This window comes from Sedimenticola hydrogenitrophicus (assembly GCF_029017505.1).
Taxonomy (GTDB): domain Bacteria; phylum Pseudomonadota; class Gammaproteobacteria; order Chromatiales; family Chromatiaceae; genus Sedimenticola; species Sedimenticola hydrogenitrophicus_A.
The window spans coordinates 19405-32237 of record NZ_JAQGEI010000037.1 but is presented as its reverse complement, the minus strand read 5'-3'; the positions used below and the strand labels follow the sequence as shown (position 1 = coordinate 32237).

Below are 12833 nucleotides of genomic sequence, written 5' to 3'. Positions count from 1 at the left end.
AACGCGGATAAGTCTGTTGGGGTTCGTCCCTCACCCCAACCTAAGCTACAGCGATGTGGGCGGGGGCGTGCTGCTCAGGCGAGCAGACTGGCGGCGGGATGATCAATTGCCGCACGGTAGCGCTGCAGATAGTGCTGCGCGGTTTCGCTTGCGGGAAAACTGCGGGACATGCCCTGCAGGGCCAGCTTCTGCCACCAGATGGGTGGCTTGGCATGGAATGCGCTGACCCGGGCGATAACCTCGGCCAACTGTTCGGCGGTGGCCGGTTGGTAGAGAAAACCGCTGGCGGCGCCATGCAGCAGATTGGCCGGCGTGGCATCTGTCACGGTCTCCCGCATCGAGGCTGTGGCGTGGGCAATGGGCACCGTCCCGTAGGCCAGGCCACACTGCGCCTGGTATGCCGAGGGGTAGTGCCGGGCGGGCAACAGCAGGCAGTCGCTGGCGGCGAGGATCCGGTGCCAACCTGGCTCATCTGTCGCCAGCTGCAGGCTGAGCTGATGCGGCCGCTGCCGGGCCAGTTCGAGCAGCGCTTCGAGCGGCGGTTCTGCTGCTCCGGCGGCAATCAGCAGGTGCAGGGGCAGGTCGGGATCGATGGCGGCCAGCAGCGCGGCGATCTGCTGATGCTCGGCGGCTCCGTGATTGGTCGCGTGATAGCCGATCAGCAGGCCGTGCTCATCCAGCGGGAGTTCCCGTTCGGCCTGCAGGTGCAGGCGGTTGAAACGTTTCAGCTCGAACGACGAGCTGTCATAGTGTTGTTGGATATGGGGATCGGTGGTCGAATTCCAGCGCCGGTAATCGATGCCCGACGGGATGCCGCTCAGGCGCTCGGCGCGTTTTTTCAACGGCTCCGCCAACGGATGGGTCGATTGATCATCCAGGAGGTCGGCGCCATATCCCGGGCTGGGCAGTGCCAGCTCGTCGGCCATCAGTACCGCCCCCTTTTCGAACGAGAGGCGGCCCGCGAGCTCCAGGGCACCGGATTTCAGCAGTTCGACCGGGAGCGAGAGGGCACTGATCCGTTCTCCCGGGAAGCTCTGGTGGTCGGCGTCATGCAGCGTATAGAGGGTTGCCGGGCGACTCCATTCACCCGCCAGCAGGGGAATGGCCAGCGCCGACTGCCAACCGTTACAGTGCAGCAGTTCCGGCTGCCAGCTGAGCCCCGCCTGATTGATCGCCATCAGTGAAACCACGCGACTGAACAGCCCGCCGCTCAGGGCGGGCGCGAGGCCATCCGGGTCCGCTTCATCTCGACCGGGGCGGTGCAGTTGATCGAACTGGCCCGGGATATCCACCAGATAGAGGGGGACGTTCCGGTCCAGCCGGCCCTGTAGTATGCGCGCTTCCCGGCCACTCCCCGGCAGGCGGATTCTGGAGACCTGAACAAGCCTTTCCGCCCGGGAAAGAACAGCGGCATAACCCGGCATGACCAGACGGATATCATGCCCCAGGGTGCCGAGTGTCGTGGTCAGGGTGGTGGTGAACTCGGCCAGATCACTGCAGCCGGCCAGTGTTGCTGCCTCGCCCGATGCGAAGAGAATCCGGTGGGGGGTAAGTGACGGGTCGCTACTCATGACATTCAACGCGGCGGCATTCCGCTCACCCGCGCAGGGCGTCTCTGGATGGTTCCCATGTGATGGTCATTCCGCTGAGTCATGGTGTATCAATATGGCTATCGACCGGATCGTGTGCCCGGGTCAAAATCATAACGTACCGGAGTATATACATTATTCAACTGCCGGGCGAATTTGCGCCCTGTCCCGGTAGCAGGCCGCGAATGGTCTGCAGCCAGGCGCTGGCGATATTCGCCCGGTTGTAGCCGCCGCCACCCAGGGCCAGGACCCGTCCGCCGCAGGTGGCTTGGGCGTAGTCGTGGATGCGTTTCGCCGTCTGGTAATGCACCTGGTCACTGAACTGCAGATGGGTGATCGGATCACCGGCCAGACTGTCGGCACCACACTGCAGAAGGATGAATTCGGGTCGCTGGCGTTCCATGAACCCGGCGATTTTCGGCCAGTAGCTGAAAAACAGCTCGTCCGTCGCACCGGGCGGCAGGGGGATGTTCAGTTTGGAGCCGCGCGCCGCGCCGCTGCCGCATTCGTTCGCACTGCCGGTACCCGGATAGAGGTAGCGGCCATCCTCATGCACATCGATGAACAGCAGGTCGGGGTCCTGCTCAAAGGCATAAAAGACACCGTCGGCATGGTGGGCGTCGATATCGATATAGAGTATCCGGTGGATCCGGTGCCGCCTGCGCAGCGCCTCGATGGCAACCCCACAGTCGTTGAATACGCAGAACCCGGCCGAGGCGGTGCGGCTGGCATGATGCAGCCCGGCAATGGGCACGAACGCCTCCGTCGTATGACCCTGCACGATTTCGTTCACCGCATCCAGTACCGTGCCGACCACCACCAGGGCGGTTTCATATATCCCGGGGAATACGGGGGTATCCAGGTCCAGCATGCCCACGCCCAGCTCGGACAGCAGGCGTACGCGGCGTACATATTCGGCGCTATGGAACAGCTGTGCATCTTCGGCGGTTCCCTGCACCGGCATCTTTATGGTGGAGCGCTTGACCAGGTCCGAGCGCTGGAAGGCCTGCCAGAAGGCATTGAAGCGATCGGGCCCCAGCGGGTGGCCCTCACCGAAGCCATAGCGCGCAAGTGCTTCACCGGCATAGATATACATGGCGGCACGTTCGCAGGGCGGTTGATGAAGAAGCGGCCGGTAGTGCGCGGCACGCGGGCTGGCGTGCAACCGTCGCCGGCCCGGTGCGAGGAATGCTGTCGCTGATCACAGGCATCGGCGCATCGCTAGGAGAAGAGGCGGCCGAGCCAGGAGCGTTTCCGCTCCACCGCGGGCGTGTGACCTTTATGAGGTCGCAACTGCATCGGGCGCTTGATGACCCCCTTGAGACACTGATTGCAGATTTCGTTATACAGGGCGCGCGACTCCTTCAGCAGCGCCTCTTTGTCGCGTACGAAGTAGTCGCTGACGCCGGAGTTGAAGGCGTCGACGATATCCTGGAATCCGGCAAAGGTCTCGGCAATGACGAACTGGGTCGACTCGTTCTTCAGGAACACCAGTTCATCGATCATCTCCCGCAGCGACTTCTCCTTCTGTTTGTCATGGTCCATCAGACCCTGCAGTTTTATTTTCAGGACGTCACTGAACTGTTTGAATTGGGAGACTTTCTCGTCATCGGGAACCAGGATGGAGCGATCCACCACCACCTTCAGTTGGGCGATATTCTGGATCAGGTGGTAGGTGGTGAGATCGGAAATCAGGCCGCGCATCTTTTCCAGTTCGATTTCACGCTCCTTGGTCATGATGGCCCGGCTGTGTGACAACAGGGTGGCATTGGAAAAGAGGATGGAATAGATCTTGATCCAGCTGGCCAGCTGGGTCGGGCTCAGGGCGGTGGAGATGCTGAGGGCGGCACGCTCCAGTTCGGCGAACGGCTTGGTGGCCGCATTCTGCATCTGCCGGGTGGAGAGTTCGAACACCTCCTTCAGGCAGACCAGCTTCTCCAGGGCGATCTTGACCTTGGCCCCATGCTCCTCCGAGAGCTTGTCGGCGGTGGGGGCAACCTGTTTCAGGAATTCGTTGGTGAAGGCCAGTTCGGATTCGATCATCCGATGGCGGATGCGCATCTGCTCCTCGGCGCAGAGGTATTCATCGACAAAGGTGGCGGCCAGTTTCCGGAGAATGGCCGGTTCATCCCTGTTGATCTGTTCCAGCAGCTCGTCGAATACCTTGCGGGCCTTTGGCGACAGGCTCTCGGAACCCTTGTATTGCAGCACATAAGTGACCTGGCTGGCGATTTTCGTGTACTCCTCATCCGCCAGCAGTTGGTGCTTTTTGATGTACTTCATCAGGTTCATGAACGCCAGATGCAGCGAGACCTGGGTGGCCAGCGTGGGTTCGATGCCGCTCGACTTGTAGTGCCGGAACAGGTTGAATTCCGTCGGTTCCGGTTCCACCGCCGGGCTGTTCTCCGGGCTATGCACTTCCCCCAGCATCAGCTGGACGACCTTCATCAGGTAGGGTTTGACCGAAAGATACTTGTAATTCGACCGCAGCTGGTTGTGCAGGGTGTTGAACTGGGTATTGAGGATAGTAGCGTTTTTCAGCGGAAAATTGCTGTAGGGTTGTAGCAGTTCAGAGATGGTTCGACGACCTTTCTCGATGCGGATGAGGGCGTTCTTGTACTCATCCACCAGATCGTCGGAGAGTTTCTTGCTGTCGCCATGTTCCGGATTCTGGCGGATGGCGGTGAGGAAATCGTCCGGCATTTTCGACGCCAGGTAGATATTGGCGGTCTCTTCGCCAAATTTTTTCTTGAGCTGTTCGCCGATCTCGAAATAGTTGGCCTGGATGGATCGCTCGGGGCTAGACCTGAGGATACCCTCCAGTTCGCTGATCAGAGCGGCCGCCAGCTGCTCCTGCTTGACCGAGGAGGATGACAATTTGCCCTTCGCGAGCAGCCGCCGATAGGTCGCCATATAGTCAGGGGCGCTCTTGAGCTGATCGACCAGACGGATCAGCCCCAACACGTCCTGACGGTCGTATTTCTCCAGCAGTGCTGCTTGCTGCGCAGATAGTTCCATGGTTGTCCTGACCGGCTAATCGCCTACGGTGGTCTCCTTTATACATAGGATAACCAGATAGCGGCAATTCAAGGTTAAAATTTAACGCATTGGTTCGCAAAATCCCCCTGCCGTGTCAGTTATCGGGCGCCTCGTGGGCGCCGCTGGCGGGCACGGCCGGCCCGGTGGGTCAGCTGCAAAATCGGGGGATTACCTTGGTTATTTATGAGTAAAAACAACGAGTTAAGCAATACAGTTGGGGTGAAATAGATTCAACTAAAGCAATCCGCCGTGCGGCCGCTATGTTAACCATCTGGATTTAAAACCAGGGGCCTTTTAGGCACGACTAAGCAAAGCACTTCAACCCATTGATCGGCGGTAAGTAATGGCAAATTTCATTGATTCTGTAGACAGTCGCACACAACTGGCAGGCACCAATCGGCTGGAGGTGCTGTTGTTCAGCCTGGGGCGCGACACGGTCACTGGAAGAGAGGAGACTTTCGGAGTCAATGTCTTCAAGGTGCGGGAAGTGATGCACATCCCGGAGATCACCCGGGCACCGGATATGCCAGCCTCGGTGGAGGGCATGGTGAGCCTGCGCGGCAACATGATCCCGATTATCAACCTGCCGAAATTCTGCGGTGTCAATTCCGAGGAGAAACCCAGTATCCTGATCGTGACCGAATACAACAAGAACGTGCAGGGCTTTCTGGTGCACTCGGTGGACAATATCGTGCGGCTCGCCTGGGAGGACGTGAAGGTCCCGCCCAATATGATGGCCCAGCGGCATGGCGGACTGGTCACGGCGGTGACCGAGCTGGCCGACAAGCGCATCGTCATGATCATGGATGTGGAGATGGTATTGGCCAAGACCTCGGGCTTCGGCGAGGGCGAGGAGCTGTTTGAAGGCATCGAGAAGATCGCCCGGGATGACGTGACGGTGCTGTTTGCGGATGATTCCGCGGTGGCCCGGGATCAGATCGTCAGGACCCTGAACCATATCGGTGTCAAGCACCTGAGCGCATCCAACGGCGCCGAGGCGTGGGAGAAGATCAAAGACCTGGCCGACCGGGCCGAGGCCGCGGGCCGCAAGGTCAGTGACTACATACAGGTGATTCTCACCGACGTGGAGATGCCGGAAATGGACGGCTATGTCCTGACCAAGAACATCAAGCAGGATCCTCGAATGGCGGACATACCGGTCATCATGCACTCCTCGCTTTCCGCCGATGCCAATCAGGAGTTGGGGCGGGGCGTGGGTGCCGACGCCTATGTGCCGAAATTCGAGCCGGCCGAGCTGGCGGCCAAGCTGCAGGAAATTCTCAACAAGTCTTAACAGGATGATGACGGCCGGATATCCGCCCGCGCATCGTTACTGTTTTTGATCGATACGACTCAGTGGGCGTTACGCCGATGTTGGATTTGCTTCCCGATCATCTGCGCCTGTTCATAGCGATTGGTGGACTGCTGTTTGTGCTGTTACTGGTCGGCAGTCTGGCACAGAAGTATGAACAGTATATGGCCGCCAAGCGTCTTGCGGTACAACGCCTGATGATCGGTATACAACAGATCGAGGAGGCACTGGACAAGGCCCGGGGCGGTGGTCTGCCCAGCGGCCTGGGGAAGCTGCTGCGTAACGAACTGCTCGCCCGCTACATCACGATTCGGCAGATTTTTCCCCGCCAACCCGGAATCAGCCGGCAGGTCATGCAGGCGGAAGAGCGGGCCCGGAGCGAGCCGGAGGGCGCCACCTCGGTCAATAGCGCCGCCATCACCTCGGTTGATTCGTTTAACCGCTATGTGGTAGGCCTGAACGAGATTTACGGCCTGCTCAATGGCCGGACCCTGGGGCGCGTATCGGCCGCGGAGCGAACCGCATTGCAACAGAAAATCATAGATTTTCAGCTCTCGGCCGCCAGTCGTTATTTCACCGGGGTGGCGTTGGAATATGCCCGCAAGGGGGAGTGGCCGAATGCCACCCGGGCGGCGCGTGCGTTGGACTCCTTTCTTGTCACCCGACCAAGAGGTACCCCGTTGGCCACGCAGTTGCGCAATGAGTCCAAGGCGCTGCTTCTGGCGATCGACGAGCAGCGTCTGCCGGGCGGGCAACCGGCAGCTTCGGCTGCGCGGCAGGATGCCTGAGCGCCGCTGCGCCGCCCCGCGACGCCCCGGATGTTCCATGGACGCCCCTCGCTGACCCTCGCCAACCCTCCGTGTATAATCCTGAAATCCCCATCTGCGGGATGCGTAAAAACTCAACACGACTTCACCCAGATCATGCGGATGATGACAATGGATAATCGCAATATCAAATCCCTGCTTGCCGGTAGCACAGCCATCGGCAGCGACGTGACCGTGCGCGGCTGGGTGCGCTCGCGGCGTGACTCCAAGGCCGGCATCTCCTTCGTCAATGTCTACGACGGCTCCTGTTTCGATGCCATCCAGGCGGTGGTGCCCAGCAGCTTGCCGAATTACACCGGCGAGGTCCTGAAGATCACCACCGGCTGCGCCGTCGAGATCAGCGGCGTGCTCAGCGAGTCGGCCGGCAAGGGACAGGCCCTGGAGATCCAGGCCACCGCCCTGTCCGTCGTCGGTTGGGTGGACGACCCCGATACCTACCCCGTGGCCAAGAAGCGCCACACCTTCGAATACCTGCGCCAGGTGGCCCATCTGCGGCCCCGCACCAACGCCTTCGGCGCCATCTCCCGGGTGCGCACGACGCTGGCCAACGCCATCCATCGCTACTTCCATGAACGGGGATACCACTGGGTCAACACCCCCATTATCACCGCCAGTGACTGTGAGGGGGCGGGCGAGCTGTTTCGGGTCAGCACCCTGGATCTGAACAATCTGCCGAGAGGCGCGGGCGGTGCGGTCGATTTCGAGCGGGATTTCTTCGGCCGCGAGGCGTTTCTGACCGTCTCCGGTCAGCTCAATGCCGAGGCCTATGCCCTGGCGCTGAGCAAGGTCTACACCTTCGGCCCCACCTTCCGCGCGGAGAATTCCAATACCAGCCGGCACCTGGCGGAGTTCTGGATGGTGGAGCCGGAGGTCGCCTTCGCCGATCTGCACGACAACGCCCGACTGGCTGAGGATTTCCTCAAATACATCTTCCAGTCGGTGCTGGATGAGCGCCAGGATGACATGACCTTCTTCGCCCAACGCATCGATCCGCAGGCCATAGAACGGCTTGAGTCGGTGGTGCAGAGCGATTTTGAGTACATGGAGTATAGCGACGCCATCGACATCCTGTGCAACAGCGGACAGGCATTCGAGTTCCCCCTCGAATGGGGACTGGATCTGCAGTCGGAACATGAGCAGTACCTGGCGGAGCGGCATGTCGGCCGGCCGGTGATCCTGATGAACTACCCGGTTGCCATCAAGGCGTTCTACATGCGCCTCAATGACGACGAGAAGACGGTGGCGGCCATGGATGTGCTGGTCCCGGGCATCGGCGAGATCATCGGCGGCAGTCAGCGCGAGGAGCGCCTGGAGGTGCTGGACCGGCGGATTGCCCAGCTCGGTATCCAGGGGGATATGGAGTGGTACCGGGATCTGCGCCGCTACGGCACGGTGCCCCATGCCGGTTTCGGCATGGGCTTTGAACGGGTGGTCAACTATGTGACCGGCATGGAGAACATCCGCGATGCCATCCCGTTTCCCCGGACACCCAAACACGCGCCGTTCTAACCGCTGGCGGCCTGAACCCGATGTCGGACACGAGGATGATGTGAGGAATGTCTCCTAATGCTCGGTCTTGTCGGTTTTCTGCCCCTCCCGGGCGGCGATATCATTGGCCCATTGCTGCAGGAAGATCAGCAGGACCGTGTGCAGGACCGCGACAATGACACCGATGCTGGCGGCGATGGCCAGGGGTGGGAACGGTAGCAGGCTGGCGAACAGCAGCGAGGCGACGAAGCAGCCCACGACCAGTTGGCCGGATCGGAAGATATAACGCCGCATAAAGGGGCGGACCTGCAGCAGGTTGACGTGACGAATGCGCACCCGCTCCACCCGGCTGGCGTGCCTTCCGGGAACCTGGCGCGGCAGCGCAAAGGGCGAATAGTATCGGGCGATAACCTGTATCAGCGAGCTGTCTGTCGGGTCCACATCCACGTCCTCGGGGATCGATCTTCGTCTCTTTTTTTAACTATAGTTGCGATTTATCCGGGTTGGGCGCGGATGGTGATCGATCGACAGGTGGTTGCTCTAGATCAACAGCAAAGCGTCCATCGGGTTCCGGAAGCATGAAACTGCTCTGGATGTCGCCGGGGCGAGCTGGCCGGCACGCTCACTCCGTCATCCGCACCGGCGAAAACTCCGCCCGATCCGGCGCGCCATCGGCATAGAGCCAGATCGGGCGCTTCCGACCCGCCGACCGGGGCAGGGCCAACAGAGAGCAGGAGACGGTGGCGAAACCGGTGGGTAGGTCCATGTTCATGGCAGCATGGGGATGGGCCAGCGGGGTATTCAGGCGGCCGGCGAGCAGCTTTATCCATTCGCCCCACGCCTGCTGTTCCGGCACCGGCGGCGTGGCCGAGCGGAACAGGGGCAACCAGAACTGGATGCGCGGATGGCTGGTGTCATCCAGCTCCCTGGAGCAGAGCATGTGCAGTCCCGGTTCGATGGGGAAGGCCTCCAGCCGATCGCTCTCCGCGGCGTCCCGATTACGCAGCCAGTAACAGCGCCGCCGGTCGCCAACAAACAGGTTGAAGGCGCGATACTCCCCGGGGTCGATCGACTGCAGCGCCCGAAACGCCTTTTTCGCCGTGGCATGCCGCAGTGCCTGCAGTACCAAGTCGCCACGGCTCCGCTTGCCGTCTGCCGGCCCGAGGGTGCCCTCCCGGTTCATCACCGTGGCCACCACCCCCTCCCGGTTGATCCCCAACCAGGTGCCGCCGCCCAGATGGTCCAGGCCGGCTACCACCCCCGGCTGTGCCGGCCAGTGACGGCCGGGCGGGGCAGAGGGGCGATCGCGCATCTCGTCGCGATTGCCGGCGAGCAGCAGCGGCCAGCGCTGTTCGGGGCGAAACAGGATCACCAGGGTGCACATGTGGTCATTCCCATCGGGTATGGAACTAAGGACCCGCGCAAGAATAAGTTCCGGTATTCGGTCGCCCCTGGACCCCGCTGGCGGCGTTACGCTTTTTGGCAAGGGAGCGGCCATTGCCTGCAAAGCGTGCCTTGCCAGCGGGGTCCAGGAACGTCCTCGGTACTACGGAATTATTCTTGCGCGAGCCCTAAGTTGAAAGTATGGATAATAGCACCATGCATAACAACCCGCTGATTTGCCCCATCCTGTCACTGCTGCGGGCCTCGCCTGCGGGTTTGAGCGAGCTTGAACTAATCAAACGGCTGCAGCAGCGGGATGCGGCCTTTGCCGGGAAGGGGACGGCACCGGGGGCTGATCTGGCGCTGTTCCGCAAGCACTTCCTGGTGATGAATGCCCTCTACCAGCTGCAGGGGCTGCTGCGGGAAGAGGGCCTGGCCCTGCGGATCGATCCGCTGTTGATTGTGCTGGTCTCCGGTGAGGAGTGTAACGGCCCCGGTGGAGGGGAGCTCGCCGGCGGCGAGGCGCTACGCCGTTATTACCTGGACTGGGACAATCTGCATCAGACCTCGGCGTCCGATGTGGCGGCATTGCTACAGGGGTTCTGGGATCGCTACCACGCCGTCGACCGCCAGGCCGAGGCGTTGGCCCTGCTCGGACTGGCCGGGTGCGAGGCGATCACCTGGGCGAGCATCCAGCGCCGTTACCGGCAACTGATTACCCGGCACCACCCCGACAAGGGGGGCGAGCCGGGGCGCTTCATCGAGATCCGCGAGGCCTATGAACTGCTCAGGCGACTTCATGCGCGCGATTAGTAGACTCGCCGAAGCGCCAACCCCACCGACTCCGCAACCGCCAAACGGTGGGTTACAGCGCGCACACAGTGCAATGCAACCGGCCACCCCTGAGCAGGGCGCGCCTAACCCACCCGGACGTACTTTTTCCTATATCCCCATCTCCACCTTGACCCGGCTGAACGCCGCGATGGCGAACTCCAGGTCTTCCGTGGTATGGGCCGCCGAGATCTGGGTGCGGATGCGCGCCCGGCCTTGCGGGACCACCGGGTAGGAGAAGGCCACCACATAGATCCCCTGGTCCAGCATGCGGTGGGCAAACTCCACCGCCTTCGGAGCGTCGTAGAGCATGATCGGGACGATCGGGTGGCTGCCTGGCAACAGGTCAAATCCGGCGTTTTCCAGACCACCGCGGAACAGCCGGGTGTTCTGTTCCAAGCGGTCTCGCAGTTCACTGGACCCCTCCAGCAGGTCCAGGGCGGCGATGGCCCCTGCCACCACCGGTGGGGCCACGGTGTTGGAGAAGAGGTAGGGGCGGGAACGCTGGCGCAGCAGTTCCACGATCTCGCGGCGGCCGCTGGTGTAGCCGCCGCTGGCACCCCCCAGGGCCTTGCCCAGGGTGCCGGTGGTGATATCCACCCGCTCCATGCAGCGGCAATGCTCGTGGCTGCCGCGCCCGCGCGCGCCGACGAAGCCGACCGCGTGGCTGTCATCGAAATGGACCAGGGCGTCATGGCGCTCCGCCAGGTCGCAGATTTTGTCCAGCTGGGCGTAATAGCCGTCCATGGAGAAGACGCCGTCGGTGGTGATCAGTTTGAAGCGGGCACCGTCGGCATCCGCCTGCCGCAACTGTCGTTCCAGCTCTTCCATGTCGTTGTTCTTGTAACGGTAGCGCCGGGCGCGGCAGAGTCGGATGCCGTCGATAATGGAGGCGTGGTTCAGTTCGTCGGAGATCACCGCGTCCTCCTCGCCCAGCAGGGTCTCGAACAGGCCGCCGTTGGCATCGAAGCAGGAGGGGTAGAGAATGGTCTCCTGCATGCCGAGGAAGCGGCTCAGGCGTGCCTCCAGGGTCTTGTGGATGGTCTGGGTGCCGCAGATAAAGCGCACCGAGGCGAGCCCGTAGCCCCAGGTCTCCAGACCCTGGACGGCGGCCTCGCGGATAGCCGGGTGTTGGGCCAGGCCCAGGTAGTTGTTGGCGCACAGATTGAGTATCTCGGCGCCCCGGTTGACCGAGACATGGGCCCCCTGGGGCGAGGAGATGATCCGTTCGTCCTTGTAGAGTCCGGCGGTGCGGATCGCGTCGAGCTGCTGCTGCAGATGTTGCTGAAATTTTCCGTACATGGTGTTTCCTAGTCTTCCCAGTTCAGTATCACCTTGCCCGACTGGCCCGACAGCATGGCGTCGAAGCCGGCCTGGAAATCCGTGTAGGGGTAGTGGTGGGTGATCACCGGAGAGATATCCAGCCCCGCCTCGATGAAAACAGACATCTTGTACCAGGTCTCGTACATCTCCCGGCCATACACCCCCTTGATGGTGAGCATGTTGAAGATCACCGTGTTCCAGTCGATCCTGGTCTCCTCGCCGACGATCCCCAGCAGGGCGATCTTGCCGCCGTGGCACATGTGCCCGATCATCTGGTTGAAGGCGTCGGCATTGCCGGACATCTCCAGCCCCACGTCGAAGCCCTCGCTCATGTTGAGTTCCTGCTTCACCTGCTCCAGGCTCTCGTGGCGTACATCCATCGTGCGGTCCGCCCCCAGCCGTTTCGCCAGCTCCAGGCGCCAGGGATTGACGTCGGTGATCACCACGTGGCGGGCGCCGGCATGTTTGCAGACGGCGGCGGCCATGGCACCGATCGGGCCGGCGCCGGTGATCAACACATCCTCGCCCAGCAAATCGAACTGCAGGGCGGTATGCACCGCGTTGCCGAAGGGGTCGAAGATGGCCGCCACATCCAGATCTATGCCGGGGCGGTGTTCCCAGACGTTGGACATGGGCAGTGCCAGGTACTCGGCGAAGGCGCCGGTGCGGTTGACCCCCACGCCGCTGGTGTGGGCGCACAGATGCCGGCGGCCGGCCATGCAGTTGCGGCAGCGTCCGCACACCACATGGCCCTCGCCGGAGACGATCTGGCCCGGCTTGAAGTCATTGACATTGCTCCCCACCTCGACGATCTCGCCGACAAACTCATGCCCCACCACCATCGGCACCGGGATGGTTTTTTGTGCCCAGCTGTCCCAATTGTAGATGTGGATATCGGTGCCGCAGATGGCGGTGCGTTTGATCCTGATCAGCACGTCGTTGATACCGAGCGTGGGCCGGGGGACCTCCTGCAGCCAGAGGCCAGGTTTTGCCTCTGCCTTGACCAGTGCCTTCATCGTGTTCATGTACATCCCGGGATCG

General features: G+C 61.8%; 11 protein-coding genes. 4 read left to right on the top strand and 7 right to left on the bottom strand.

Translation table 11 applies throughout. The annotated features are described in order from the left end of the window. Positions 1–74: 74 nt before the first annotated feature. The 3 genes from O9K64_RS19325 to O9K64_RS19315 all read right to left on the bottom strand — a co-directional run bounded on the left by O9K64_RS19325 (position 75) and on the right by O9K64_RS19315 (position 4607). Complete coding sequence (locus tag O9K64_RS19325) at positions 75–1571, bottom strand: glycogen synthase (protein WP_275099744.1); 1497 nt, start codon at positions 1569–1571, stop codon at positions 75–77. A 157-nt stretch (positions 1572–1728) separates the two neighbouring features. Continuing rightward, the gene (locus O9K64_RS19320) at positions 1729–2685 is read right to left on the bottom strand and encodes an acetoin utilization protein AcuC (protein WP_275099743.1); all 957 of its coding nucleotides are present in this window, start codon (positions 2683–2685) and stop codon (positions 1729–1731) included. Between the two features lie 125 nt (positions 2686–2810). Beyond that, positions 2811–4607, bottom strand: a complete 1797-nt coding sequence (locus tag O9K64_RS19315; protein ID WP_275099742.1) for a hypothetical protein — start codon at positions 4605–4607, stop codon at positions 2811–2813. A 364-nt stretch (positions 4608–4971) separates the two neighbouring features. Here O9K64_RS19315 and O9K64_RS19310 point away from each other — a divergent pair, with 364 nt between their 5' ends. The 3 genes from O9K64_RS19310 (at position 4972) to asnS (ending at position 8276) form a co-directional block, all read left to right on the top strand. Continuing rightward, a complete protein-coding gene (locus O9K64_RS19310; protein WP_275099741.1) occupies positions 4972–5922 on the top strand; it encodes a chemotaxis protein in 951 nt (316 codons plus the stop codon). A 77-nt stretch (positions 5923–5999) separates the two neighbouring features. Then, positions 6000–6728 carry a hypothetical protein gene (locus O9K64_RS19305; protein ID WP_275099740.1) on the top strand — a complete coding sequence of 243 codons (729 nt, stop codon included), beginning with the start codon at positions 6000–6002 and terminating at the stop codon, positions 6726–6728. 150 nt (positions 6729–6878) lie between these two features. Further along, positions 6879–8276, top strand: coding sequence for an asparagine--tRNA ligase (gene asnS, locus O9K64_RS19300; protein WP_275099739.1), 1398 nt, complete (start codon positions 6879–6881; stop codon positions 8274–8276). A gap of 54 nt (positions 8277–8330) precedes the next feature. On the opposite strand, the gene O9K64_RS19295 is transcribed toward asnS, so the two are convergent. Both O9K64_RS19295 and O9K64_RS19290 read right to left on the bottom strand, forming a co-directional pair. Then, positions 8331–8696: a hypothetical protein gene (locus O9K64_RS19295; protein WP_275099737.1), complete on the bottom strand. Its 366-nt coding sequence runs from the start codon at positions 8694–8696 to the stop codon at positions 8331–8333. A gap of 181 nt (positions 8697–8877) precedes the next feature. Then, positions 8878–9639: an NRDE family protein gene (locus O9K64_RS19290; protein WP_275099736.1), complete on the bottom strand. Its 762-nt coding sequence runs from the start codon at positions 9637–9639 to the stop codon at positions 8878–8880. A 215-nt stretch (positions 9640–9854) separates the two neighbouring features. Here O9K64_RS19290 and O9K64_RS19285 point away from each other — a divergent pair, with 215 nt between their 5' ends. Then, the gene (locus O9K64_RS19285; protein ID WP_275099735.1) at positions 9855–10451 is read left to right on the top strand and encodes a DNA-J related domain-containing protein; all 597 of its coding nucleotides are present in this window, start codon (positions 9855–9857) and stop codon (positions 10449–10451) included. 129 nt (positions 10452–10580) lie between these two features. Here the strand turns inward: O9K64_RS19285 and kbl are convergent, their stop codons facing one another. Then, positions 10581–11771, bottom strand: a complete 1191-nt coding sequence (kbl, locus tag O9K64_RS19280; protein ID WP_275099734.1) for a glycine C-acetyltransferase — start codon at positions 11769–11771, stop codon at positions 10581–10583. 8 nt (positions 11772–11779) lie between these two features. Further along, complete coding sequence (tdh, locus tag O9K64_RS19275; protein WP_275099763.1) at positions 11780–12808, bottom strand: L-threonine 3-dehydrogenase; 1029 nt, start codon at positions 12806–12808, stop codon at positions 11780–11782. Positions 12809–12833 lie beyond the last annotated feature (25 nt).

What these genes read in the sequence shown, in the direction of transcription:
- O9K64_RS19325 (WP_275099744.1), bottom strand. Translation starts at nt 1,571, where the DNA reads ATGAGTAGCGACCCGTCACTTACCCCCCACCGGATTCTCTTCGCATCG.
- O9K64_RS19320 (WP_275099743.1), bottom strand. Translation starts at nt 2,685, where the DNA reads ATGTATATCTATGCCGGTGAAGCACTTGCGCGCTATGGCTTCGGTGAG.
- O9K64_RS19315 (WP_275099742.1), bottom strand. Translation starts at nt 4,607, where the DNA reads ATGGAACTATCTGCGCAGCAAGCAGCACTGCTGGAGAAATACGACCGT.
- O9K64_RS19310 (WP_275099741.1), top strand. Translation starts at nt 4,972, where the DNA reads ATGGCAAATTTCATTGATTCTGTAGACAGTCGCACACAACTGGCAGGC.
- O9K64_RS19305 (WP_275099740.1), top strand. Translation starts at nt 6,000, where the DNA reads ATGTTGGATTTGCTTCCCGATCATCTGCGCCTGTTCATAGCGATTGGT.
- asnS (WP_275099739.1), top strand. Translation starts at nt 6,879, where the DNA reads ATGGATAATCGCAATATCAAATCCCTGCTTGCCGGTAGCACAGCCATC.
- O9K64_RS19290 (WP_275099736.1), bottom strand. Translation starts at nt 9,639, where the DNA reads ATGTGCACCCTGGTGATCCTGTTTCGCCCCGAACAGCGCTGGCCGCTG.
- O9K64_RS19285 (WP_275099735.1), top strand. Translation starts at nt 9,855, where the DNA reads ATGCATAACAACCCGCTGATTTGCCCCATCCTGTCACTGCTGCGGGCC.
- kbl (WP_275099734.1), bottom strand. Translation starts at nt 11,771, where the DNA reads ATGTACGGAAAATTTCAGCAACATCTGCAGCAGCAGCTCGACGCGATC.
- tdh (WP_275099763.1), bottom strand. Translation starts at nt 12,808, where the DNA reads ATGAAGGCACTGGTCAAGGCAGAGGCAAAACCTGGCCTCTGGCTGCAG.